Origin of the sequence: uncultured Arthrobacter sp., from assembly GCF_902805515.1 — a bacterium.
Taxonomy (GTDB): Bacteria; Actinomycetota; Actinomycetes; order Actinomycetales; family Micrococcaceae; genus Arthrobacter_D.
The window spans coordinates 938-25,531 of sequence record NZ_CADCTE010000168.1; the positions used below are offsets into that span (position 1 = coordinate 938).

At 69.1% G+C, this 24,594-nt stretch carries 20 protein-coding genes, 2 tRNA genes and 1 pseudogene; 5 read left to right on the forward strand and 18 right to left on the reverse strand.

The window, feature by feature from the left end; all coding sequences use genetic code 11:
• From pyrH to rpsB, 3 genes and pseudogenes are all read right to left on the reverse strand, one after another.
• Nucleotides 1-343: pseudogene (gene pyrH, locus QZX79_RS15475) on the reverse strand (UMP kinase); the annotation flags it as partial.
• Between the two features lie 129 nt (nt 344-472).
• Complete coding sequence (gene tsf, locus QZX79_RS15480; protein WP_294569622.1) at nt 473-1,309, reverse strand: translation elongation factor Ts; 837 nt, start codon at nt 1,307-1,309, stop codon at nt 473-475.
• Nucleotides 1,310-1,418: 109 nt separating this feature from the next.
• Nucleotides 1,419-2,306, reverse strand: coding sequence for a 30S ribosomal protein S2 (rpsB, locus tag QZX79_RS15485; protein WP_294569624.1), 888 nt, complete (start codon nt 2,304-2,306; stop codon nt 1,419-1,421).
• Between the two features lie 1,465 nt (nt 2,307-3,771).
• Between rpsB and QZX79_RS15490 the strand changes: the two genes are divergently transcribed.
• Nucleotides 3,772-4,263, forward strand: a complete 492-nt coding sequence (locus QZX79_RS15490; protein WP_366485052.1) for a M23 family metallopeptidase — start codon at nt 3,772-3,774, stop codon at nt 4,261-4,263.
• A 64-nt stretch (nt 4,264-4,327) separates the two neighbouring features.
• Here the strand turns inward: QZX79_RS15490 and QZX79_RS15495 are convergent, their stop codons facing one another.
• From QZX79_RS15495 to QZX79_RS15520, 6 genes are all read right to left on the reverse strand, one after another.
• Nucleotides 4,328-5,518 carry an acyl-CoA dehydrogenase family protein gene (locus tag QZX79_RS15495; RefSeq protein ID WP_294569626.1) on the reverse strand — a complete coding sequence of 397 codons (1,191 nt, stop codon included), beginning with the start codon at nt 5,516-5,518 and terminating at the stop codon, nt 4,328-4,330.
• Nucleotides 5,519-5,768: 250 nt separating this feature from the next.
• Nucleotides 5,769-5,842 (reverse strand) — tRNA-Ile (locus tag QZX79_RS15500).
• A 176-nt stretch (nt 5,843-6,018) separates the two neighbouring features.
• The gene (locus QZX79_RS15505; RefSeq protein ID WP_294569627.1) at nt 6,019-7,218 is read right to left on the reverse strand and encodes a glycosyltransferase; all 1,200 of its coding nucleotides are present in this window, start codon (nt 7,216-7,218) and stop codon (nt 6,019-6,021) included.
• A 49-nt stretch (nt 7,219-7,267) separates the two neighbouring features.
• On the reverse strand, nt 7,268-8,143 hold the full coding sequence (locus tag QZX79_RS15510) for a DMT family transporter (RefSeq protein WP_120166723.1): 876 nt from the start codon (nt 8,141-8,143) through the stop codon (nt 7,268-7,270).
• Between the two features lie 72 nt (nt 8,144-8,215).
• The gene (locus QZX79_RS15515) at nt 8,216-8,821 is read right to left on the reverse strand and encodes a CDP-alcohol phosphatidyltransferase family protein (protein WP_294569631.1); all 606 of its coding nucleotides are present in this window, start codon (nt 8,819-8,821) and stop codon (nt 8,216-8,218) included.
• 93 nt (nt 8,822-8,914) lie between these two features.
• On the reverse strand, nt 8,915-9,739 hold the full coding sequence (locus QZX79_RS15520) for a phage holin family protein (protein ID WP_294569632.1): 825 nt from the start codon (nt 9,737-9,739) through the stop codon (nt 8,915-8,917).
• A 397-nt stretch (nt 9,740-10,136) separates the two neighbouring features.
• On the opposite strand from QZX79_RS15520, the gene QZX79_RS15525 reads away from it, so the two are divergent.
• Nucleotides 10,137-11,360 (forward strand): multidrug effflux MFS transporter, encoded by a 1,224-nt coding sequence (locus QZX79_RS15525; RefSeq protein ID WP_294569634.1) that lies wholly within the window; start codon nt 10,137-10,139, stop codon nt 11,358-11,360.
• A 74-nt stretch (nt 11,361-11,434) separates the two neighbouring features.
• Here QZX79_RS15525 and QZX79_RS15530 read toward each other — a convergent pair whose 3' ends face one another.
• Nucleotides 11,435-12,922, reverse strand: a complete 1,488-nt coding sequence (locus QZX79_RS15530) for an SDR family oxidoreductase (RefSeq protein WP_294569636.1) — start codon at nt 12,920-12,922, stop codon at nt 11,435-11,437.
• A 117-nt stretch (nt 12,923-13,039) separates the two neighbouring features.
• Nucleotides 13,040-13,714, reverse strand: a complete 675-nt coding sequence (locus tag QZX79_RS15535; RefSeq protein ID WP_294569638.1) for a hemerythrin domain-containing protein — start codon at nt 13,712-13,714, stop codon at nt 13,040-13,042.
• Between the two features lie 154 nt (nt 13,715-13,868).
• On the opposite strand from QZX79_RS15535, the gene QZX79_RS15540 reads away from it, so the two are divergent.
• Nucleotides 13,869-14,483 (forward strand): TetR/AcrR family transcriptional regulator, encoded by a 615-nt coding sequence (locus QZX79_RS15540; protein WP_294569640.1) that lies wholly within the window; start codon nt 13,869-13,871, stop codon nt 14,481-14,483.
• 87 nt (nt 14,484-14,570) lie between these two features.
• On the opposite strand, the gene QZX79_RS15545 is transcribed toward QZX79_RS15540, so the two are convergent.
• The 5 genes from QZX79_RS15545 to QZX79_RS15565 all read right to left on the reverse strand — a co-directional run bounded on the left by QZX79_RS15545 (nt 14,571) and on the right by QZX79_RS15565 (nt 21,045).
• A tRNA-Asn gene (locus tag QZX79_RS15545) sits at nt 14,571-14,643 on the reverse strand.
• A gap of 55 nt (nt 14,644-14,698) precedes the next feature.
• Complete coding sequence (gene dnaG, locus QZX79_RS15550; RefSeq protein ID WP_294569642.1) at nt 14,699-16,741, reverse strand: DNA primase; 2,043 nt, start codon at nt 16,739-16,741, stop codon at nt 14,699-14,701.
• Between the two features lie 102 nt (nt 16,742-16,843).
• Complete coding sequence (locus tag QZX79_RS15555; RefSeq protein WP_198812316.1) at nt 16,844-18,127, reverse strand: deoxyguanosinetriphosphate triphosphohydrolase; 1,284 nt, start codon at nt 18,125-18,127, stop codon at nt 16,844-16,846.
• 72 nt (nt 18,128-18,199) lie between these two features.
• Complete coding sequence (gene dusB / locus QZX79_RS15560) at nt 18,200-19,330, reverse strand: tRNA dihydrouridine synthase DusB (protein ID WP_120167291.1); 1,131 nt, start codon at nt 19,328-19,330, stop codon at nt 18,200-18,202.
• 359 nt (nt 19,331-19,689) lie between these two features.
• Nucleotides 19,690-21,045 carry a YibE/F family protein gene (locus tag QZX79_RS15565; protein ID WP_294569654.1) on the reverse strand — a complete coding sequence of 452 codons (1,356 nt, stop codon included), beginning with the start codon at nt 21,043-21,045 and terminating at the stop codon, nt 19,690-19,692.
• Nucleotides 21,046-21,254: 209 nt separating this feature from the next.
• Between QZX79_RS15565 and QZX79_RS15570 the strand changes: the two genes are divergently transcribed.
• Both QZX79_RS15570 and QZX79_RS15575 read left to right on the forward strand, forming a co-directional pair.
• Nucleotides 21,255-22,019, forward strand: a complete 765-nt coding sequence (locus tag QZX79_RS15570) for an alpha/beta hydrolase (protein WP_294569645.1) — start codon at nt 21,255-21,257, stop codon at nt 22,017-22,019.
• Between the two features lie 83 nt (nt 22,020-22,102).
• A complete protein-coding gene (locus QZX79_RS15575) occupies nt 22,103-22,918 on the forward strand; it encodes a lysophospholipid acyltransferase family protein (protein WP_294569646.1) in 816 nt (271 codons plus the stop codon).
• Between the two features lie 42 nt (nt 22,919-22,960).
• Here QZX79_RS15575 and QZX79_RS15580 read toward each other — a convergent pair whose 3' ends face one another.
• Complete coding sequence (locus QZX79_RS15580) at nt 22,961-23,869, reverse strand: GNAT family N-acetyltransferase (RefSeq protein ID WP_294569648.1); 909 nt, start codon at nt 23,867-23,869, stop codon at nt 22,961-22,963.
• The coding region (locus QZX79_RS15585) for a glycine--tRNA ligase (protein WP_294569650.1) at nt 23,869-24,594 on the reverse strand (726 nt) is incomplete at its 5' end. The genes QZX79_RS15585 and QZX79_RS15580, both read right to left, overlap by 1 nt.

A 24,594-nucleotide genomic window follows, 5' to 3' on the forward strand; every position in this document is an offset into this window, starting at 1 on the left:
CCATGGTGATAGCGCTCTGGACACGGGTTTCGACGCCTGCCTGCTCAAGGAAGTCCTGGAGGGCGAGGCAGTTCATCACGGTGCCGAGCATGCCCATGTAGTCGGCGCGGGAGCGGTCCATGCCGCTCTGCGAGAGTTCGGCACCGCGGAAGAAGTTGCCGCCGCCGACGACGATCGCGACCTCGACCTCGCCGACCGTCGCGGCGATCTGCTTGGCGACGGCCCTCACGGTTTCCGGATCGACGCCGAGCTTGCCGCCGCCGAACACCTCGCCGGAGAGCTTCAGGAGCACCCGCCGTCGGCCGTTTTTCCCGCTGGTGGTTGCCGAATCAAGGTTGTCCATGGTGCCTCCCAGGGCGTAATGCGATGTGTTCTGCACAATCTGTAAAAGAATACGGTGCGCCGGCCAGGCGCGAAAAAGGGTGGCCGCCAACGGCGGCCACCCTTTCCATTGTTACAACCGATCCGGCAGTTATGCCCCGACGCGGAAGCGGGCGAAGGCCGTTGCCTTCACACCGGCGTCGCTGAGGACCTGGGCGATCGACTTCTTGGTGTCCTTCGAGAACGGCTGGTCGACCAGCACCGAGTCCTTGAAGAAGCCGGTCATGCGGCCTTCGACGATCTTGGTGAGCGCGCCTTCGGGCTTGCCTTCGGCGCGGGCGGTCTCCTCGGCGATGCGGCGCTCCGACTCGACGAGGTCCGCGGGAACCTCATCGCGGGTCAGGTAGGTCGGGGTGTACGCGGCGATGTGGAGTGCGACATCGTGTGCTGCCTCGACGGCGGCGGCGCCTTCACCCTCGACGGCGAACAGGACGCCGACCTGGGCGGGAAGGTCCTTGGAGGTGCGGTGCAGGTACGCGTCGACGACGGCGCCTTCAACGCGGGCCACGCGGCGGATGTCGACCTTCTCGCCGAGCAGTGCGCCGGCTTCGATGACGTGCTCCGACATGGGACGGCCGTCGACGTCGGCGGCCAGCAGGGCCTCGACGTCGGTGGCGCCGGACGCGATGGCTGCGTCGAGGACCTTGTTGGAGAAGTCGATGAAGGGTCCGGCCTTGGCGACGAAGTCGGTCTCGCAGTTGACCTCGACCATGACGCCGACGCTGCCGTCGACGCGTGCGGCGACGAGGCCCTCGGCGGTCGAGCGGCCTTCACGCTTGGTGGCGCCCTTGAGGCCCTTGATGCGGATGACCTCGAGGGCCTTGTCCGGATCGCCGTTGGCCTCGTCGAGGGCCTTCTTGACGTCCATCATGCCTGCGCCGGTGCGCTCACGGAGGGCCTTGATATCAGCGACGGTGTAATTCGCCATGGAAAACTCCTAAATTCTGGTTGATCTGCGAAGAGGATCCCTGCCGGCGCTCAGCCGGTGGAACATGCGTAAGGGGCGCGGAATCACCCACACCCCTTACGCAAGAGAACTACTTGGTGTCGGCTGCGGCGTCCTCGGCGGGAGCTGCTTCAGCGGCGGGAGCTGCTTCGGCGGCGGGGGCCTCGGCAGCAGGAGCTGCCTCAGCGGCGGGAGCCTCGGCGTTGGCCTCGGCGGCGCCCAGCAGTTCACGCTCCCACTCGGCGAGGGGCTCTTCGGCTGCAGCGGTGTCGGTGCCGTTGGCGCGGTTGTTGCGGGCGATGAGGCCCTCGGCAACGGCGTCGGCGACAACACGGGTCAGCAGGTTGACGGCGCGGATGGCGTCGTCGTTGCCCGGGATCGGGAAGTCGACCTCGTCCGGGTCGCAGTTGGTGTCGAGGATCGCCACGACGGGGATGTTGAGCTTCTTGGCCTCGTCGATGGCGAGGTGCTCCTTCTTGGTGTCGACAACCCAGATGACCGAGGGGGCCTTGGTCAGGTTGCGGATACCGCCGAGGTTGCTCTGAAGCTTGGTGAGCTCACGCTTCAGAAGGAGGAGTTCCTTCTTGGTGTGGCCCGAGCCGGCGACGTCTTCGAAGTCGATCTCCTCGAGTTCCTTCATGCGCTCGATGCGCTTGGAAACCGTCTGGAAGTTGGTGAGCATGCCGCCGAGCCAACGCTGGTTGACGTAGGGCTGGCCGACGCGGGTGGCCTGGTCGGCGATCGCTTCCTGTGCCTGCTTCTTGGTACCGACGAACAGGACGGTTCCGCCGTGGGCGACAGTGGCCTTGACGAACTCGTAGGCGCGGTCGATGTAGGACAGCGACTGCTGCAGGTCGATGATGTAGATGCCGTTGCGCTCGGTGAAAATAAAGCGCTTCATCTTCGGGTTCCAGCGACGGGTCTGGTGGCCGAAGTGGACGCCGCTGTCGAGCAGCTGGCGCATGGTTACTACTGGCATGGGATGCCTTTCGTTTCAGCAGGGCGTGCGCGCGACACGGCGCTTCCGCTGCTTTGTTGACGGTTCTTAGCGTTCCGCCCGGGATGGGCGTCACTCCTGGTGCCTGGTCGTTGGAAAACCCACTCCCCCAACCGGATCGCTCCGGACCGCTGGGATAGTGCCCCGCACGTCGTCAAGACGAAGGCGGGTCGCAGGCACGCGTAGTCAGCCGGCACATTTCCTGCGCGGTTTGGTGTTGTTCCAGGACGCGGGGAAAACGGCAGACTGCTCCGTCAAGTGTACTACAGCGGTGTTATGCCTCCGGACGGCACGGGCGCCTCCCAGACCGGTCCGGACCATCGAGCGGCGAGCGGACCCGAAAGCGACCAGCGGACCCGGAATATCGGCCCCTCCTGTCGCTTTCGGGTGCGCCGGTCGCTTTCAGGTGCATCAACCACGCCGCGGACCGGAAGACAAAGGAACGACGAGCGCCCACCATGGCGACGAGCGGACCCGAATGCGACCAGCGGACCCGGAATATCGGCCGCTCCTGTCGCTTTCGGGCGCGTCAACCACACGGCGGACCGGCGGACCAAAGAACGACGAGCGCCCACCATGGCGACGAGCGGACCCGAAAGCGACGCACGGACCCGAAATATCGGCCCCTCCTGTCGCTTTCGGGTGCGCCTGTCGTTTCCGGGTGCACCGGTCGCTTTCTGGTGCATCAACCACGCCGCGGACCGGCAGACCAAGGAACGACGGGCGCCCCCCCATGGCGACGAGCGGACCCGGAAGCGACGAGCGGACCCGGAAGCGACGAGCGGACCCGGAAGCGACGAGCGGACCCGGAAGCGACGAGCGGACCCGGAAGCGACGAGCGGACCCGGAATATCGGCCGCTCCGGTCGCTTGCGGGTGCGCCTGTCGTTTCCGGGTGCTGGTCGCTTTCGAATGCCGACGGACCGGAGCCGCCCGGCATGCCTGTGCCGTCTTCGGATCCGGTTTCCACATATGAGCCGCGGACAATCGCACGCGCACTAAAGGAGCGCATCGTCGAGGGCATGACCCCTGCATCTGCGGTTCGTTTCCCATGGCGCCACACCCGCCGGAAGGACGCCATACGGCAGGAGGACACCGCTCCCCTAGTCCGGCCGTCGCGCCCGGCCCTGGGCGGGTTGACCGGGCTATCCCGGAAGGACCTCCGGCCGGGCGCCTGCGGAACCGCGAAGTGGTGGCGTCGCAGGCGACTCGCGAACGCCCTGATCGCAGTGGTGTTGTCGGTTTCGGCGGGGCCTGCAGGATCGACTGAACCAATGGCGCCGTCCGCGCCGGGAGGTTCCGCCTGGCTGGTGCGAAGCCTCAGCCCGGAAGGATCGGGGATGACGGCGGTGAGGCCAGGAGCACCGACTGAACCGATGGCGCCGTCCGCGCCGATAAACGCTGCCGGGCTGGTGCAGGTGTCCGGGCCGGGTGGACCGGCTGAACCGGTGACACTGACAGGGCCGGGAGGTTTCGCCCGCACCGACTCCCTGCAGGGCGCGCCGACAGGTGACTACGTGCCGCCGTGGTCCTGGCCGCTGCCGCCCGTCCCTGCCGTGACCCGCCACTTCATCCCGCCGCCCGAGCGGTGGCAGGCGGGCCACCGCGGGGTGGATCTCGCGGTCCGCCCGGGGAACGACGTGCTCAGCCCCGCCGATGGCGTTGTCACCTTCGTGGGGATGGTCGCCGGACGGCCGGTGCTCAGCATCGGTCACGGCGGAGGCCTCGTGAGCAGCTTCGAGCCGGTGAAGAGCACCCTCACCAAGGGCGCCCGAGTGGAGCGGGGCCAACGCGTGGGCACTCCCGCGGGGCCGCCGCACTGTCCCTTCGCCTGCATCCACTGGGGCGTCCGCCGCGACGGGGAGTACGTCAATCCGCTCAACTACGTCACCGATCGCCGCCCTTCGGTCCTGCTTCCCCTCCCGGAGGGGCTGCGATGACCCGGAAACGCGGAAGACCCCCGGAATCTGCCCGATCCTGGGGGTCTGCGCGGCCTGCCTGCTGCTACACGAACGCGGCGATGCCGGTGATTGAGCGCCCCGCCACCAGGGTGTTGATTTCCTGGGTTCCTTCGTAGGAGTAGATCGCCTCGGCATCCGAGAAAATTTTCGCCATTTCGTAGTCGGTCACGATGCCGTTGCCGCCCAGGATGTTCCGCCCAGCCGCGACGCTCTCGCGCATGCGCGCCGTCGTGAACGCCTTGGCCAGCGCGGAGTGCTCGTCCTTGGCCTGGCCGAGGTCCTCGAGCTGGGAGAGCCGGACCATCATGCCCATCGAGCTCATGGCGTTGCCCAGAATCTGTACCAGCTGCTGCTGCACGAGCTGGAAGGACGCGAGCGGGCGGCCGAACTGCTGGCGTTCCACCGCGTACCGGCGTGCCACATCGAAGGCGGCCATCTGCTGACCCACGGCCTGCCAGCCGACCGACAGCCTCGTCACCTTCAGCACCTTGTTCGTGTCGCGGAAACCGTTGGCTCCCTTGAGGTGGAAGTCATCCGGAACCACAACGTTGTCCAGGACGATATCGGCGTTCTCCACCGACCGCAGTGCGATCTTGTTCTCGATCCTCGTGGCCGAGTAGCCGGGAAGGGTTGTGTCGACCAGAAAGCCCTTGACCTGGTTGTCTTCGACGTCGCGGGCGTAGATGACGACCCAGTCGGAGAAGGTGGCGTTGCCGATCCAGCGCTTGGCACCGTTGAGGATCCAGTTGCCACCGTCCCGGCGTGCCGTGGTCCGGGTCCCGCCGGCGACGTCGGAGCCACCCAGGGGTTCGGTCAGCCCGAACGCCCCGATCTTGCGGAATGAGTAGATGTCCGGCAGCCACGCCTCCTGCTGCTCCTTGGAGGCCAGTGCTTCGATGGAGCCGGTGAACAGTCCGTCGTGGACGCCCATGAACGTCGCGATGGAGGTGTCGGCGCGGGTGAATTCCGAGTGCACGATGCCTGCGAAAAGGTTCGAGTAGCCCTGGCGGCGGATGGGGCTCACGACATCGAGCTCGGCAAGCTTCGGAATGATGCTCTTGGGGAACACGCCCTCGTTCCACCAGCCGACGGCGTTCGGGCGGACTTCGGCGTCCAGCCACGTGCGGATTTCGGCCAGCCGCGAGCGCTCCTTGTCGCTCAGCAGGGCTTCGAATGCGAGGAAATCTCCGTCGGCATAGGGCAGGTTGTTTAGGTCGATCTGGAGCTTGCTCATGAGGGTTCCTTCGTCCCGATCCTCAGTGATCAGGAATGTCGGCCGGCCGGTGCTGGTGGCGCGCGGGGCGCCGTCCACCAAGGTTACCCGTCGGTAACATAGTGCGCCAGTAGGGCCCATGAAAGGCGCGCCGCGGGGACGTGCAATGAGACTGCGAAGAGCCGGCAGAGAGACGGCGGGCGATCACCGGACAGGGGGACGGCAAACAAAAAAATCCCCGGAACCTTGGAGTTCCGGGGATCTTCCCTTGTAGGGCTGCTGGGGCTTGAACCCAGGACAAACGGATTATGAGTCCGCTGCTCTAACCAGCTGAGCTACAGCCCCTTGTGCGGGTGCCGGCGGCGCCAGACACAGGCCGCGCCGGCGGCACGGTTTATTGTATCCGCTCGGCCGGAGCCGCCCGGCGCCCCGAAACGGAACGGGAAAGCCAGTCCAGCAGAGGCCACAGGCCGGGCCCGCACCGGTGCGCGGGCAGGGACCGGCCGGGGCCCGAACCGGAACTACGCGAGTTCGACCTCCACGCTGAGCCCGTAGTAGAGCCGTTCAAAGGTTTCGAGGGTGGCGTCGATGCTGTGCTTCTCGACGAGGGAACGGCTCGCCTTGCCCATCCGCTCCCGGTCGGCGTCCGGCAGGGTGACCATTTCGGTGATGCGGCGGCCCAACTCATCGCTGTCGTGCGGCGTGAAGAGGTAGCCGTTCTCGCCGTCGGCCACGAGGTGCGGCAGGGCCATTGCATTGGCCAGCAGCACCGGGGTCGAGGCGGACATCGCTTCGAGCGTCACCAGGGACTGCAGTTCCGCGGTGCCGGGCTGGCAGAAGATGTCGGCCCGGAGGTAGGCGAGGCGCAGTTCCTCATCGCTGACCAGGCCGAGGAACTTCACGCGGTTCCCGATTCCGAGGCGTTCGGCCTGCGCCTGCAGGGCCCGCTTGACCTCACCGCCGCCGATCACCTCGAGGTGGACGTCCAGCTCCGCGGGGGTCTTCGCCACGGCATCGATCAGTACGTCGACATGCTTCTCTTCGGCCAGGCGCCCGACGAAGAGCACCGTCGGGTGCTCGCGCGGGGGCAGCTGCTCACCGGGACGCGGTTCATACGCCGCGGAGTCGATGCCGTTGGAGATCGGCAGCACCTGGCGCAGGAACGCATGATCGTGCATGGCCTTGGCCGCCAGCGGGGTGGGCGTCGTGACGGCATCGGCCTTGCCCATGACCCGGCCCATGTCGCGCCAGGAGTTCTTGGCGACGATGCGCTTGAACCACTCGGGGAAGGGCAGGAAAGGGTTGAGGTTCTCCGGCATGAAGTGGTTTGTGGCGACCACCCGGATCCCGCGCTTCACCGCTTCGTAGAGCGTGTACTCCCCCACCATGTAGTGGCACTGGATGTGCACGACGTCGGGCTGGACGCGGTCGAAGAGCATGCTGATATCGCGCTTGATCTCCCACGGCAGGCAGATGCGCCAGTAGTCGTGGGTGGGCACGCTGTGCGAACGGAGCCGGTGGACGGTCCATTCCCCGGCCGGCTCCTCGGTGTAGCTGCGGCCGTTGGCCGGGTTCGGCGCCAGGACGTGCACGTTGTGGCCGCGGGCGGCCATCCCCTTGGCCAGGCGGTACCCGAACTGGGCGGCGCCGTTGATATTGGGAGGGTAGGTATCTGCGGCAATCAGGACGGTCAGTGGCTTGGTACCAGCCGGATAACTCACTTTGGATCCCCCACGTAGGTTTATCGGAAGCGGCAGAGCGCCGTCGTCCTCAGCGCCGCCGCCTTACGACATCAGGATGATGGCGCGACAACGCCACCACTCCAACGATAGCAATCAATGCGGCTCCGGCCATTCCAATCGCCGTGACGGTGGGCACCTCTGGCTTCAGTTCCCCCAAGATGGTAATACCGACGGCGATTCCGACGATCGGGTCGATCACCGTCAGCCCGGCGATCACGAGGTCCGGCGGGCCCGTGGCGTAGGCGCTCTGCACGAACCACGACCCGAGCAGGGCGGCGGCGACCAGCGCGAGGACGGTGTACCACGGGACGTTCAGCAGGAACCGGCCGTTGGGGTCAAGCAGGTGCGTCGCGACGATCTTCGTCAGCACCGCCACGAAGCCGAAGAGCACCCCGGCGCCGAGAATGTAGGCGAAGGCGTTGAGCCGTCGGCGCGCCGCCAGGCCGAGGGAGCCGAAGACGGCGACGGCGAGGGTGAGCAGCAGCACCGCCGACAGCTCCTGGTTCACGCCCACGCGGTGCTCGGCCCGGGTGACGTTCACCGCGAGCAGGACGAACAGGGCGCTGCCGGTGACGCAGGCGGTGATGGCGGCCACCGTGGGCCGGTTGAGCCGGATCCCCTGGTCCTTGGAGTTGATGACGGTGGTGATCACCAGGGCGATCGCGCCGATGGGCTGAACGACGGTGAGGGTTGCCATGGCCAGGGCGACAACGTTCATCCCCATCCCGGCCACCAGCAGAGCGAGCCCGAAGACCCAGCGGGGGTTGCGCAGCAGGCGCAGGACGGCGGCGGAGCCAAGCGCCAGGCCTCCTGTGTTCGCGCGCACGGCGCTGCCCTGCCGCTGGGCACCGAGGGCAAGGCAGGCGGCCCCCACCAGGGCGAGGAGGATCGCGAGAAGCGTCATGGGCGCACCGGCTGCCGCCGCTGCCCGTACCCTCCGCCTGGCCCCCGTCCCTGGAAGGTCCGCCGCGGCGGATCAGCCCTCACGTGCCGTCTCTGCCGCCGGCTGGGTCAGTGGCCGGCCCGCCGCGCGCTCGGCGCGGTGGAGGCGGTGGGCCGCGGTGAAGTACCCGTAGAAGGCGATCAGGTGGCCTACGCAGCCGGCGATCAGGAGCGCGTGGGCGACCGCCAGGAGCCATGGATCGTCATATCCCGGCACCCGGTGAAGGAGCAGCAGAGGCGAACCGAGCAGCAGCAGGGCCGTGCGGATCTTCCCCACGACGCTGACGCGCAGGCGCAGCCTGCTGCCGAAGAGGATCAGGGCATTGGTGATGAGGATGGCGTCGGGGATGACAATCGACCACACGAGCCAGGCCGGTGCCACCCCGTCGACGACGAAGGTGATGGCAACGATAATCAGGGCCGTGCGGTCGGCGACAGGGTCGAGCCACTGACCCACGGAGGACACCTGGTTGAAGCGCCGGGCAAGGTAGCCGTCAACCCAGTCGGTTGACCCCACGAGCACCAGGGTGAGCACAGCAGGGCCGTATTGGTTGGTGACAATGAACCAGACGAACAACGGCACCCCGAGGAACCGGACCAGGGTGACGGCGTTTGGCAGGGTCCACGCGGTCGCCAGCACAGGGCCTTCTCCGCCGGGACGCGTGCCGGCGCCGATAAGTCGAATCACTAAGTGCCTCCACTGCCATTATGCAGGCAGATCCGGGGCGATCCGCTATTTGGCAGCCAGACGGCGGACCATCACGGCCAGGGCCACGAGGGAAGCGCCAAGGACACTCAGCGGCTGCCAGCGGTCCTTGAGCTCGATCGTGTGCGGAACGGGCTTCTCGACGGCGGTCGCTGCGGTCCCGGCGGCAGGTGCACCCTTCCGTCCGGCCCGCTCCGCACGGGTCTGCGCGGCGCGCGCCTTGACCTTTTCGCGGTTCTCGGCGAAGCGGCTCTTGACGTCGAGGCGGCTCCCGAGCGAGTCGCGGGCCTCGGCGATGTGGATCCGGCGCTCCCCGGAGCGTCCGCGCAGCTCCTCGTACGAGGGCGTGGGCTCCTTGGGCTTGCGCTCCTTGGCCTTCTCGGCCTCCTCCTGCTCGTCCTTCGGCTTCTTGACGTCGAGCGTCGCGGGGTCGAAGCTGCGGCCCTCACGCAGGACGCCGATGTCGTACCGTACGCCGCGGATCGCGTCCTCGGGCAGCAGCGGCAGGGCCTTCTTGAAGCGCGAGACACCGATCAGGCCGATGATTGCCGCGAGGACGAGGAACAGGGCGGCGACCAGCAGGGCGGCGAGCCAGGCCGGCATGATTGTGGCGAGGCCCATGATGCCCGCGACGAGCAGGGAGATCGCGAAGGCGACGAGGAACACCACAGCGACGGCGAGGAACGCGGCCGCGACCCCGGCCTTGATTCCCTTTTGCTTCATCTGCTCCAGGGCCAGCGAGTATTCGTCGCTGAGCTGGCGCGGGGTGAGCCGCGCGAAGAGCCGAAGTATGCCAAAGAGGGAAAGCGAGCCGGTTGATCGCCTGCCGCGTGTACTAGCCGAGCTGCTCATACGCCCTGCCTCCATTCGTGATCCTGCTGCCTGAGAGATACTGACCCTAAAATTACCACCGGTGGGAGGAGGGGCAGCCGTGAATTGTTTCCTCTGCGTACTTGCCGACGGGTCCAGCTCCGGCTGGACCTGCCCGCCGCCCGCATTCCCAACACACTACGTCAGTGGGAAGCCTGCTTAGCACCCAATTCCCCGGGAGACGTTCTAAGATATCCAAGACACTGGTTCGCCACAGCAACTAAAAGGCGGGCCTGACGCGGCCTCGACCCTTCGGCCCGCGTCATGAAACGGCGCAGCGCGGCGCCTCCCTACCCTTTCAATCCCCCGGTGGAATAGCGTTGCTGACGACCGGGGCTGCCCGAGCCACCCCGAACCACCACGTCCCGATAGGTAGCCCTTGACCACCGCGATCTCCCCCGGCGACAGCCTCTCCCGCAGGGAGAAACTTATTTACGTTGGCATTCTCGGTGCCCTGACGGCGCTGGGCCCCTTCACCATCGATCTCTACCTTCCGGCCTTCCCCGCGCTGCAGCGTGACTTCAACGTCACGGAAGCCGCGGTCCAGCTGACCCTCACCGGCACGATCATCGGCCTTGCCGTGGGCCAGCTCATCGTGGGCCCGCTCAGCGACAAGGTCGGCCGGCGGGTGCCGCTGATCCTGGCCACCTCGCTCCATGTCGGAGCCTCGATCGGCGTAGCCCTGTCCATGGACATCAGCATGCTCATGTTTTTCCGCGTCCTGCAGGGCGTGGGGGCCGCGGGCGGCGGCGTCGTGGCCCTGGCCACGGTGCGCGACCTGTTCAGCGGATATGCACTGGTGCGGATGTTCTCCTACCTGGCGCTCGTCAACGGCATGGCCCCGATCTTTGCCCCGGTGATCGGGTCGCAGCTGCTGGTGGTGGTGGACTGGCCGGGGATCTTCTGGTTCCTGGCCGCCTACGGGATCCTGGTCATCGTCGCCGTGTCGGTCTTCATCATCGAGACGCTTCCGCGGGAGCGCCGGAAGAGCTCGGGCTCGACCGCGCTCCAGCGCTACCGCGCCGTGCTCACGGACCGGATCTTCCTGGGGGTGCTGCTGGTCGGCGGGATGAACTTCTCGGGCCTGTTCTCCTACCTGTCGGCGTCGCCGTTCCTCTTCCAGAACCTCTACGGGCTCAGCGAGCAGCAGTACGGCCTGCTGTTCGGGATCAACTCCCTCGGCATCGTCGCCGGCGTGCAGATCAGCTCCCGGGTGCTGCGGAGATACGGGCCGCAGTGGGTGATTGCCGCCGCCACCGTCGTCATGCTGGTGATGTCGCTGCTGATCGTGGCGTTCGACCAGCTGGGGCTGGGGCTGTGGGGCACCGCCGTCCCCCTGTGGTTCTACATCATGGCTGCCGGCTTCGTCTTCCCCTGCGTGCAGGTGCTTGCCCTGTTCAACCACGGCGCGCAGGCCGGTACCGCCGCCTCGATCCTCGGGGCAGTGACCTTCGGCCTGGCCGGTGCCGTTTCGCCGATCGTGGGCGTGCTGGGCATCGACAGCGCCACCCCCATGGCGGTGGTGATGGCCGCCTGCATCACCCTGGCCATCGTGGCCCTCTGGGCGATCGTGCGGCCGCGGAGCGTGCCAGCGCTGGCCTAGCTGTACCTAGCCGCCGGGCGCAGGTCCCCGGCACGACGGCGGCCGGCGGACCGGGGAGGGCCGCCCGGGTAGGCTCAGCCCGCCGTTTGGGCGGCCTGGGCCTCGGCGGCCCGGGCGATATTGCGTGCCATCGGTTTGAAGATGAAGTTGTGGAAGGGCAGCACCGCGAGCCAGTAGAGGCGCCCTGAAAGGCCCTTCGGAAAGAACACCGCGCGCTGCCGGTAGGTGCTCCCGGTGCCATCCGGTTCGACGCTCAGTTCAAGCCAGGCCCGGCCGGGGACCTTCATCTCCGCCCGCAGGCGCAGCCGCTCCCCCCTGACCAGCTCCTCGACGCGCCAGAAGTCGAGCGCCTCGCCGGTGAGGAGCTCGTCGGCGTCCCGTCGGCCACGGCGCAGGCCCACGCCGCCGACCAGCTTGTCCATCCATCCGCGGGCGGCCCAGGCGACGGGCCAGGAGTACCAGCCGTTCTCGCCGCCAATGCCTTCGACGACACTCCACAGCGCCGGGGCCGGGGCCGAGGAGCGGTAGGTCTGCAGGTCGGTGAAGACGGTGTGGCCGGCCCACTGCGGGTCGGACGGCAGCGGGTCCGCCACGGCGTCGGAACTCGAGGCGCCGGCCCAGCTGGTTTCGACCTCGCCGCCGCGCATCTTGCCCAGCGCCAGGTCAACCGCCGTGCGGTACCCGGTGAGTCCACCGACGGGCACGGGGATGAATTCGTCGATGTCGTGTTCGGCGGTGATTGCATCGTGCTGGAGCGACTCGATGAGCGGCATGGCCATGACCCGCGGTATGGGCGTGACGAGGTTCACCCAGTGGCCGGCCAGGCGCGGGGTCAGTACGGGCAGGGCCAGGATCGTCCGGCGCGGCAGGCCTGCCGCCTCGGCGTACTGGTTCATCATCTCGGCGTACGTCAGGACCTCACGTGAACCGATGTCGAAGGTCCGGTTCACGCCCTCGGGGAGGCCCAGGGCGCCGACGAGGTACTGGATGACGTCCCGGACGGCGATGGGTTCGATCCGGTTCAGCACCCACTTGGGGGCGGGCATCACGGGAAGGACGTCGGCGAGGTGGCGGATCATCTCGAAGGACGCGGATCCCGAACCGATGACGACGCCGGCCTGGAAGGCGATGGTCGGCGTGCCCGACTCGAGCAGGATGCGCCCGACCTCGGTGCGCGAACGCATGTGGGTCGACAGGGCGACACCGTCGGGGTGGAGCCCCCCGAGGTAGATGATGCGCCCCACCCCGGCGGCCGTCGCGGCGGAAGCCACGGTGGCGGCGATCGACGATTCACGGCGTTCGAACCCGCGGCCCGACCCCATGGAGTGGACCAGGTAGTAGAGGGCGTCGACGCCCCCACAGGCGGCCTCCATGGTGTCCGGGTCCTGCAGGTCGCCCTGGACGATTTCGACGCGCTCGGCCCAGGGGACGTCCTTGAGCTTCTCGGGCGTGCGCACCACCACCCGGACGGTGTGGCCTTCATTCAGGAGGCGTGAGACGAGCCGTCCGCCGATGTAGCCGGTGGCGCCCGTGACAAGGATGACACTGCCGTGGGAGTTCATGGCTCAACCCTACGCCGGAGGACCGTCCACCAGCAGGGCCCCGGTGCCGCAGCCGGTGCATTCCCCGGTCGGAGGAACCCCGGCGGTCCGGCCGCGGTCCGGCCCGCGTAGCCACGCCTAGGCTTCGCGGACGGTCCTTACGTAGCTGCGGTACATCCGGATGCCAACCAGCTTCCACAGCAGCCGGGCGGGAGCGGGAAGCTCGTTCAGGAACCACACGCGCTCACGGTCGGTCGCGCTCTCGATCACCATTCCCGCCAGCATCAGGCGGGAGCGGAGGTCCTTGGGCATGTTTGCTGCCGCATCCTTCACCGGAGCGTCCCATTCCGCAACGGTCAGGTTTTCGTGGATTAGCGGAAGCACGCTGGCCTCCTCGGCGTCGAGGTGCTCCGCGAGCGCGGCGTCGAGGCGCGTGAGCCCCTCGGCGATGCGCTCCCGTGCGGTCACCGAGGCGTCGGTCCGCCAGGCCGCAAGTTCGGCCTCCAAGGAAGCGATGAGGTCGGCCACCACCGTGTGCTGGGCCTCCATCGTCTCCACGAGGGACCGCTCCAAGGGGACCCGCTGCTCCAGGACCGGCCAGAGCAGGCGGTCCTCGCTCTCGTGGTGCTCGTGAAGGAACCGCAGCGTCAGCCTCGTGTGGTCGGCGACGACCCCTGCGCGCGCCGTATCGCCGCGGGCCACGTTCCCGACGATTCCCGGAAGCAGGCCGAATTCGCGGCGCAGCGCCTTGTGGATGACGATCATCTGCTGCGTCTCCGGCTTGTCCGCCGGTGCTGAGGGGTCGATCTGCATGGGAGCTCCTTTGAGGAGGGTGGGGGAATCCGCTGGATGCGCCCCGGGCCGCAGAAGCGCGCCGCGCGGAGCAATTGGGGTAACACCTATTCTATCGAATGCACGGGCGGTACAGTGCCTTTGTGATCCATCTCCCAGCAAGCAGGAGCCCGGCATGAGCGGAAAACGCTCCTACACCTCCCCGTCCCGGGAGCTCGGCGCCGCGGAAACCCGCGCCTCGATCCTGCGTGAGGCCTCCGAACTGTTCGCCGTCCGCGGGTACGCCCGGGTGAGCGTGGCAGATATTGCCGCGGCGGCCGGCGTCGCGGCCAAGACCGTCTACGCGAGCGTCGGCGGCAAGGCGGCGATCCTCAATGAGATCGTCGACCGCGCCGTCGCCGAATCCCCCGGCGCCGCGACCGTCGTGGCGGTGCGGAACCTAAGCGGGATCGACGAGGTCCTGCGCGAGCTTGCCTCCGGCACCCGGCGGGGCAACGAGGGCCAGGCCGTGCCCCTTGAGGCCGTCCACAAGGCCCTCCCCGTCCACGAGGAGGGCGAGGCCCTGTGGGAGCGCACTACGGCCTCGTATCTCGACGCGCTGGCCCGCGTGGCGGAGCATCTCCAGGCCCTCGGGGCGCTGCGTTCTGGCCTGTCCACCGGGGAGGCGGCAGACCTCCTGTGGCTGTGGTTCGGGCCCACGGCGTGGCGCACCCTGGTGATCGAGCGCGGCTGGAGCTGGGACCGGGCCGAGGAAGCTCTCTACCGCTCCGCCCTGGCCTCGCTGCGGTAGCCGAACATCCGGGAGGTCCGGGCGCCAGGAGTCCGGACCGAAAAAAGAAGGGCCGTTGACGGGAAAACCCGTCAACGGCCCGAATTGCTCCTCCGACTGGACTTGAACCAGTAACCCTTCGATTAACAGTCGAATGCTCTGCCAATTGAGCTACGGAGGAAAGCGGCAGATACAACTTTACATACGAAACCGGGTGAAGTGAAATTGACGCCGGATCAGTCCGGTCGGAGCTGCCGGCGCTGCATCTCGAGGTCCATCAGCTCACGCTGCAGCTGGTTGTAGAGGACCGGATCGGCGGAGGGATCCATGCGCTGAAGCTGCCCCAGTTTCTCGGCCTTCTGCTGGGTGATCCGCAGCTCGGTCAACCGGTTCAGGATGTCCCGGCAGTACACGGCCATGGCGTCGGCGTCCTTCGCCGGCAGCGGACGCACGGCGAGCTCGCTCACCAGCGGCCGCAGCACGTCGGGCACCTCCCCGCGCACCCGTTCGACCCACTGTGCGGCATCGGTCCCGGCGGCTCCCGCGGCGAGCACGGCGGTGCGCAGTGCGGCATAGACGGGCACCGAGAACGGGGCGTCTCCGAACCGCTCCCACTGGGTGGCATCGAGCAGTCCCGGCTGCTGCAGCACCACCTCGAGGGCTTCACGCTCCATCCGCCCCATCGGGTCGCGCGGATCCGGCCGGGTGAACTGGGGCTGGTCAAGGGCGCCCTCCGCGGCGGGACCGTCCTGCCCGGCCCCTGAGGCCCCCAGGTGTGCGTTCCCGGCCGGGGAAGCCGACCGGTCACCGCCGGAGGGCCCGCCGTACCCGGCGCGCCCGGAGTCTGTGCGCCCGAAGTCGTTGCGCCCGAAGTCGTTGCGCCCGGAGCCGGCCCCTGCCGGGGCCCCTCCGGAGGCCGCGGGCGCCGCACCCTCACGGCGCGCTGCGGCTGCGACGGCCCGCCCCACCTGGTCCTCCCCCACGAACTGCATGCCCAGCCAGCGCGAGAGCTCCCGCGTGTAGGTCGAGCGCAGGGACACGTCGCGGATGCGCGCCACGATCGGGGCCGCGTGGCGCAGCGCCTTGACCTGGCCTTCGCCGGTGGACAGGTCGAAGTTCGCGAACGACGCCTTGATGGCGAATTCGAAGAGCGGCCGGCGGTCGGCGATGAGGCTCCGCACCGCCTCGTCACCGCGGGTCTGACGCAGGTCGCACGGGTCGGCGCCCGAGGGCTCCACGGCGACATACGTCTGGGCGATGAAGCGCTGGTCCTCCTCGAAGGCCCTCAGTGCGGCCTTCTGGCCGGCGGCATCGCCGTCGAAGGTGAAGACCACCGCTCCCCCGGTGCCGTCGTCGGAGAGCAGCCGGCGGGCGATCTTGATGTGGTCAGCCCCGAACGCCGTACCGCAGGTCGCGACGGCGGTGCCCACGCCCGCGAGGTGGCACGCCATCACGTCGGTGTAGCCCTCGACGACCACCAGCTGGCGGGTCTTGGCGATGTCCTTCTTGGCGAGGTCGATGCCGTACAGGACCGACGACTTCTTGTAGAGCGAGGTTTCCGGGGTGTTCAGGTACTTCGGCCCCTGGTCCTCCTCGTACAGCTTCCGGGCGCCGAATCCGACCGTGTCGCCGGTGATGTCGCGGATGGGCCAGATCAGCCGGCCGCGGAAGCGGTCGTAGAGCCGCGAGGCGTTGGTCGAGGAGACGCTGAACATGCCGGTGAGCTTGAGCTCGTCGTGCGTAAAGCCCCGTCCGGTGAGGTGGTTCAGCAGCCCGTCCCAGCCCTGCGGTGCGTAGCCCACCCCGAAGTGGGCGGCGGCCTCACGGTCGAAGCCGCGCTCCTGGAGGAACTGCCGTCCGGCGGCCGCTCCGGGGGTCAGCAGCTGGTCCCGGTAGAACTCCGCTGCGATCTTGTGGGCGTCCAGGAGGCGCTGGCGCCGGCCGACGTCCTCCCGGCGCGGCCCGGTGCCCCCGTCCTCGTAGTGGAGCTCGAGGCCAAGGCGCGCAGCGAGTTTCTCCACCGTCTCGGTGAAGGAGGTGTGGTCGAGCTTCTGGAGGAAGGAGATGACGTCGCCGCCCTCGCCGCAGCCGAAGCAGTGGTAGGAGCCCAGCTGGGGGCGCACGTGGAAGGAGGGCGACCGTTCGTCGTGGAAGGGACACAACCCCTTGTAGGAGCCCACGCCTGCGGACTTGAGGGTGACGTAGCCGTCGACGATCTCCTTGATGTCGGTGCGCTGGCGTACCTCATCGATGTCTTCACGCTTGATGAGTCCGGCCATGACAACAGTTTAGGCCCCGCCACCGACACCTTCGGCGGCAGCGCCCCGCGGGCCCGCTGCGCCGCCGCGGAGCTCAGAGGCAGCCAGGGGCCCGGAACCGCGCTACCAGAGGGCAGGGACGGGCCCGACGATCCTCTCGTGCAGGGCCAGCGCCGAGCCGTCAGTGAGGGAGGCCACCTGGTCGATCACCACGCGCAGCCGCGCGTCGTCGTCGCCGGCGGCCTGCCAGTCGGCCGCGAAGGACTGTTCGAGGTAGCGGTCCCCATTTGCGGCCATCTGCGCCACGAGCGAGGAGAGCACCTCGCGCTGGCGTTCGTAGAGCGGCTGCCGGTGGTCGGTGGTCATCACGTAGGTGGTGGCCAGTCCCTTCATCACGGCGATCTCGAGCTGGGTCTCCTCGGGGACCACCATCTGCGCCGCGTAGCGGGTGAGCGGATCCGTGCCGTAGATGGCGCGGGTCGCCTCAAGTGCGCTCAGGCAGAACCGGCCGATCAGCTGGCTGGTCATGTTCTTCAGGGCGGCCATGGAGCGGCGGCTGCCGTCCGCCTCCCGCACCCAGACGGCTGTCTTCTCGAGCCGGGCGAGGGCAGCATCGACGGCGGCCGGGTCGCTGCCGGGCAGGTACCACTGCTGGGTGTAGCCCACCACGCGCGCGCGTGCGTCGGGGCTGTCCATCCAGCGCAGCTGCAGGTGCCCGGCGACAATGGCGTCCTCGACGTCGTGAACCGAATAGGAGATGTCGTCGGCCAGGTCCATCACCTGGGCCTCAAGGCAGGAGCGGCCGGCCGGGGCGCCGGCGCGCAGCCATGAAAAGACCGGGAGGTCGTCGTCGTACGCGCCGAACTTGGAGGTGCGGTGCCCGTTGATGAGGGGCGCGTCCGCGGCCGTCCAGGGGTACTTGCAGGCGGCGTCGAGGCTGGCCCGGGTGAGGTTCAGGCCCGCCGACGTGCCGTCGGGGCGGATGACCTTCGGTTCGAGGCGCGTCAGCAGCCGAAGGGTCTGGGCGTTGCCTTCGAACCCGCCGATGCCGTGGGCGATCTCATTCAGGGCGGTCTCGCCGTTGTGTCCGAAGGGCGGGTGGCCGAGGTCGTGGGCGAGGCAGGCGGCGTCGACGATGTCGGGGTCGCAGCCCAGGGAGCGGCCGAGTTCGCGGCCGACCTGGGCGACCTCGAGGCTGTGGGTGAGCCGGGTCCGCACAAAGTCGTCGGTGTCCGGGGCCACGACCTGGGTCTTGGCGCCAAGCCGCCGGAGCGCCGAGGAGTGGAGGACCCGGGCACGGTCCCGTTCGAAATCGGAGCGGTGGGTGCTCTTGGCGGGCTCGTCGACCCACCGGTGGAGATCCTCGACGGCGTAGCCCGCCGTCAGTGGTGCTGAGGGAAAGCTCATGAACCCTTCCTGCCTTTCGGCCGGTGGTCGTGGTCGGCGCGGCGTGCCGCGGAACGCCGGACGTCCGGAGAGTCAGCCACCGGAGACGTCCAGTTCCGCCGCGGAGATGTCGGCCTGCTGCGCCTCGTTGAGGCGCCGTGACTGGAGCCAGTTCTCCGGCAGGGAGGTCTTCTTCGGCGAGCCGGCCCGCCCGCGGGGGCCTTCGGCATCGGCACCCGGATAGGGCGAATCGGCGTCGAGCTCGGCGAGGAGGCCCCGCAGCACCTCGAGCGTGGGCACCGTGGCCAGCTTGGCGCGCAGTTCGCCCCCCACGACGTACCCCTTGAAGTACCACGCCATGTGCTTGCGGATGTCCCGCAGGCCCATCATTTCACTGCCGAAGGCGTCGACGAGCAACTCCGCGTGCCGGTACACCGTCTCGGCCACCTGGCCGAGGCCCGGCTGGTGACGCTCTGCGCTTCCCTCGAAGGCGTTCATGAGGTCGCCGAACAGCCAGGGGCGGCCCTGGCAGCCGCGGCCGATGACGACGCCGTCGACGCCGGTCTCGCGCACCATGCGGACCGCATCCTCGGCGCTCCAGATGTCGCCGTTGCCCAGCACCGGGATGTCGGGAAGGGCGTTGCGCAGTTCGGCGATGGCCGACCAGTCGGCCTTGCCGGAGTAGTACTGCGAGGCGGTGCGGCCGTGGAGGGCGACGGCAGCCACTCCGCTGTCGCGGGCGATCCGGCCGGCCTCGAGGAAGGTCAGGTGGTCCTCGTCGATGCCCTTGCGCATCTTGATGGTCAGCGGGATGCCGCCCTTGGAGGCCTCGCGGACGGCGGTCTGGACGATGCCCGTGAACAGGTCGAGCTTCCAGGGCAGCGCCGCTCCGCCGCCGCGGCGCGTTACCTTGGGCACGGGGCAGCCGAAGTTGAGGTCGATGTGGTCGGCCCGGTCCTCCTCGACGAGGAGGCGCACGGCGGCGCCGACGGTGGCCGGGTCCACCCCGTACAGCTGCACGGAGCGGACCGACTCGTCCTCGTCGTGGGAGATGATCCGCAGGGACTCGGGGCTGCGTTCGACCAGCGCCCGCGAGGTGACCATCTCGGAGACGTAGAGGCCGCCGCCGTACTCGCGGCACAGCCGGCGGAAGGCCTTGTTGGTGATGCCCGCCATGGGGGCCAGGATCACGGGGGTGTCCACGGTGATCGGGCCAAGGCGCAGCGGAGGAAGGTCGAGCCGGGTGGCCGCGTCGACGGACTCTGCTGATGCCGCTGCCTCAGCTGCGGCGGGCGCGTCAGTGTTTGAGGCCTCACTGGCTGGGGCATGGACGGCGGGGGCGGCGGAACGGAGTGCGGGCCCGGCGGTCCGGGTGGTTACGGCAGTCACCCCTCCATTGTCGCAAGTGCGGGCAAATCGGGCACATCGGCCCTCCGGCGGCCTAATCCGCTAGCCGGTCCGTCAGCCGGTCCGTCAGCCGGTCCGGCAGCTGGTCCGTCAGCCGGTCCGCTAGCCGGTCCGGCAGCGCCCCGGCGGGGCCGCGCGGCATCTCGGGAGCATTTTCGGAGCCGCCGCCGTGCCGCCTAGTGGGATTCGGCCTCCCGGCGGGCCCGGCGGGAGCCCGCCGGCACCTCCGGCTCCGCCCCGGATCCGTTCCCGGCCCCCGACGGCGTGCCCTGCAGGGCTCCCTGCAACTCCTGTCGGGCCGGCTCCGGCGGGCCGCCCGGGCCCGTCGGCACCGTGGCGGGCACCGGCGCCGCGCCCGTTCTCCGCCCGCCGACGGCCTTGACGACCGCCACGGCGATGGCCGTGGTGACCGGGATGGCCAGGACAAGGCCGATGGACCCCACGAGGGTGCGCACCACTTCCTCCGCGAGCTCGCCGCTGGTGAGGGTGTCGATCAGGGCCCGGTCGTAGAGCGAGACAAGGATCAGCACGGGCAGGGCGGCACCGGCATAGGCGAACGCGATCGTGTAGACGGTTGAGGCGATGTGGTCGCGGCCGATGCGCATGGCCCCCGCGAACAAGCGCCGCGCGGTGGTGGACGGCGCAAGTTCGTAGAGCTCCCAGACCGCAGAGGACTGGGTGATGGTGACGTCGTTGAGCACGCCCAGGCCGGAGATAATCAGCCCGCAGAGGATGATCGAGGAGATCGACAACTGGTCGGAAGCGTTGACCAGCGCGTACGCATTGTCGTCGCCCACCCCCGTCAGGTGGGCCGTCCCGGTGGCCCAGGCCGCCAGCACCGCGGTGATGCCCAGGCCGAAGATGGTGCCGAGCAGCGCCGTCGAGGTGCGGGCGGAGAAACCGTGGGCGAAGTACAGCACCCCGATCATGATGGCCACCGAACCCACGAGGCCGAGCAGCAGGGGCGGCGCGCCCTCCACGAGGCCCGGCAGGATGAACTGCGCCAGGATGAACAGCGCCCCGACGAGCCCGAGCATCGCCCGGAATCCCCGCCAGCGGGCGACGGCGACCACTACGACGGCGTAGAGGATGGTCAGGGCAATAATCGGCACCGTGCGGATGAAGTCGACGAAGACATAGGGCGCCGATCCACCCTGGATGACCCCCTCAAGGTTCAGGTACCGGATCCGGTCCCCCGCCTCGACCGCGCTGGCCTTGGCCAGTTCGGGGGTCACCTCGACGGGCACCGTGGGGCCGCCCGCGTCGGGCACCGTGAAGGCGACCAGGCAGGTCAGGGCCTCGCCGCCGGCGTCGACGGTGGGCTGGGAGGACGGGCAGTCCTCGAAGGCCGCCCGCTGCACCGTTCCGGTCTCGAACGTGACCCCCTCGGCGGTCGCGTAGGGGTTGGCCACCGAAATCTCCGAGGTGTCGCCCGACGGCCACAGCAGCCACATGCCGGCGAGAGTCAGCAGCCCCAGCGGAAGGAGGATGGCCGCCAGGAGGAAGTTTGCCCGCCGGCGGGTGGCAATCATTGGAGCGGTCGGCTCCGAAGAACCGGCAGTCGGAGTGTGGCTGATACCCACGGACATCCTTCGGTTGGTGGTGCAGAAGTTACAGAAGAGCAAGGTTTTCATACGGAGTCTACGCAGGGTGGACACCCGGGCGGTGCCGCCTAGGGTTGGAGGTAAGGGCGCCCGGCGCACACCGGTGAGGGCGGCGCCCAGGAGTTGGAGGGGACACGATGAGCGGGAACAGTGCTGGACAGGGCGGGACGCCGCGGCGTCCCGTCCGCCCGGCGGTGCCTGCCGACCCGGTCCTGACGGTGCGCGCACCGCGGGGTGAGGTCACCGCCGTCGCCCTGGTGCTTCACGGCGGCCGGGCCCACAGTTTCGACCCCGTGCGCAGCCGGCACCTCAGCCCCTCCCGGATGATCCCCTTCGCCTCGGTCCTCCACCGCCGGGGCGGGCCGCACGGCCTGGCCGTTCTGGCACTGCGCAACCGGGTGCGCGGCTGGAACGGCCCGGAGATGTCGGCGCTGCAGGACGCACGGTGGGCCCTCGAGCGCATCCGGCAGCAGCACCCGGGCGTCCCGGTCTACCTCGTGGGGCACTCCATGGGAGGGCTCACCGCAATCTGCGCGGCGGACGACCCGCAGGTCCGCGCCGTCGCGGCCCTCGCCCCCTGGCTCGAGAGCAACACCCCGGTGGAACCCGTTAAGGACCGGCACCTGTTGATCGTGCACGGCGACACCGACCGCTGGACCAGCCCCCGCCAGTCCCGCCGCTTCGCCGAGCGCGCCCTGCCCCTCGCCGCTTCGGTGAACTACGTCAGCGTCCGCAATGCCGGGCACTACATGTTCCGCAAGGTCGGCAGCTGGCACGGCATTACGGCCTCCTTCATCCTGAGCCGTTTCGCGGCGGACACCGGAGCCGGCGTCGAGCCCGCACATCTGCGCCTGGCGCGGACCCTGCTGGCCGCCGACGAACCACTGGCCATTCGTGTCTGAGGCGCCGCGCGCCGGCGGAACGGCAGTCACCGGGGCGCGGGTCCACCCCGCCCCTCCCCCAACCGGAACAGGGTAGGAACACGATGGTATGGAAACCGAAGCAGAGCGACCGGATGTACCGCGCGGTGGTGCGGGCGGGGCTGCTGACCTTCGCGGCGCTGCGGCTGCGGGTTGACGTCACGGGAACCGAACACCTTCCGGCCCCGGACCCGCTGCAGGGCCGCTCCCGCCGGGCGGTGCCCGGAAGGGGCGCCGTCGTGGCCATCACCCACTTCGGCTACCTCGACTTCGCCTTCGCCGAGCTCGTCCTCTGGAAGCACGCGCGGGTGCAGATGCGGTACATGATCACCAAGGCGGCGGCATCACATCCGGTGATCGGGCCGATCGTGTACGGCCTGGGGCACGTCGTCACCGACCGCCGCGCCGGGGCGGAGGCCTACGCCGACGCGCTGGCGAAACTGCGCGCCGGCGAGTACGTCGCCATCCTCCCCGAGGCCGGGGTGAGCCGCAGCTACACGGTGCGCGAGCTCAAGACCGGGGCCGTGCGGCTTGCGGCGGAGGCCGGCGTGCCGATCATCCCCGTCTCCGTATGGGGATCACACCGCCTGCTGACCCGGGGCCACGGCTTTTCGCTTCGGCGCGCATGGAGGTCCCCGGTGCGGATCCACGTGAGCGAACCCATCCGGCAGACTCCCGACGCGGATGTGGCCGCGGAGACGGAGCAGCTGCGCGCCGAGCTGCAGGACGGCATCGAGCGGTGTATCGAGACCTTCCCGCTGGTCCCGGCCCCCGGTGAGTGGTGGCAGCCGGCCCACCTCGGCGGCGGAGCCATGACGGAGGCCGAGCGGGCCGCCGCGGACGCCCACGACCTCGCCACCGGGCGGTACAGCAGGGGCTGAGCCGCCGGCGGCCCGATGCGGCTGACCGCCCGGTGCGGGCGGTCAGCCGGCGACGACGAAGGTGGCCGGGGCGGCCTCCACGGCGGAGCCCGCCGCGAGCAGCGGCTCGACGACGTTCACCAGTGCCGTCATCGAATCGTCAACCTCGAGCTGGACCGGGTAGGTGTGCACGAGCATGGCGAGCAGGCTGGCCACCGCGGCCTCCTGCTCCGATGCCGGCAGGGACGTGTCGTATCCGAGCAGGACGTCGGCCGGCGCGTCGGTGCGGGCCGAGGTGTAGCTGACGGCGAAGGCCGCAATGGCCCCGCCGTCGCTCCTGGGCTTATCGCGCAGCACCACCGCCCCTCCGGCTCCGGTCGCGTCGGCCAGGAGCAGGTTCTGCGCCCGGCCGAGGGTCATGTCCGCCCGGTCCCAGCCGTGGACGGCCGTGTAGAAGGCGGCGACGGCCTGCGTGAGCTCCACCGAACCGGTCGCTGCCTCCTCGAGCTGGGGCCCGGAGGCGTCCTCGAAGCGCGGGGCCGCCAGGGCGCCCGGCTTCACCACGATCACCCGGGACCGCTGGATGGTGCTGAATCCCGTGGCCTCGGCGAAGGCCGCCCCGGAGGTCCCGGGCTGGACCTTGCTGCGCAGCGCCGTGACGCCCGACGGCGACGCCGCGGCCTCGTGGCGCAGCATCGTCAACAGGGTCGAGCCGACACCGGAGCGGCGGTGGTCGGCCGCCACCTCGACGTAGCACCAGAGCCTCTCCGGGTGCAGTGCCGTCTCATAGGCGAACCCCGCGGCGACCGGGATGCCCTGGTCAAGTACGGTGATGCACCGGTTCCAGGGTTCCTCCGAGGAGGGGCGGAAGGAGCCGCGGAACTGCTCCGACGGGGTCGACTCCGGGCCGCCCCACAGCTGGAGCAGCTCGAGGTCGTCGCCGTCCTGCCAGGCACGGTACTGGAGGGCCATCAGGCGCCCAGCATCCGCTCGGCGAGGTAGCCCTGGACCTTGTCCAGGGAAACACGTTCCTGCGCCATGGTGTCGCGTTCGCGGATGGTCACGGCCTGGTCTTCGAGGGTGTCGAAATCGACGGTGATGCAGAACGGCGTGCCGATCTCGTCCTGCCGGCGGTAGCGGCGTCCGATCGCCCCGGCGTCGTCGAAGTCGATGTTCCAGTTCCGCCGCAGCTGCGCCGCCAGCTCCTTGGCCTTGGGCGAGAGGTCCTCGTTGCGGCTCAGCGGCAGCACCGCGGCCTTGACGGGGGCAAGGCGCGGATCGAGCTTGAGCACCGTGCGCTTGTCCACGCCGCCCTTGGCGTTGGGCGCCTCGTCCTCGGTGTAGGCATCGACGAGGAAGGCCATGAAGGAGCGGGTCAGGCCAGCGGCGGGCTCGATCACGTACGGGGTGTAGCGCTCGTTGGTGGCCTGGTTGAAGTAGCTCAGGTCCGTCCCGGAGTGCTTGGAGTGCGTCGAGAGGTCGAAGTCGGTGCGGTTGGCGATGCCTTCGAGCTCGCCCCACTCCGAGCCCTGGAACCCGAAGCGGTATTCGATGTCCGTGGTGCCCTTGGAGTAGTGGCTGAGCTTGTCCAGCGGGTGCTCGAAGAGGCGCAGGTTCTCGGGGCGGATGCCGAGGTCGGTGTACCAGTCGTAGCGGTTGGAGATCCAGTACTTGTGCCACTCGTCGTCGGTGCCCGG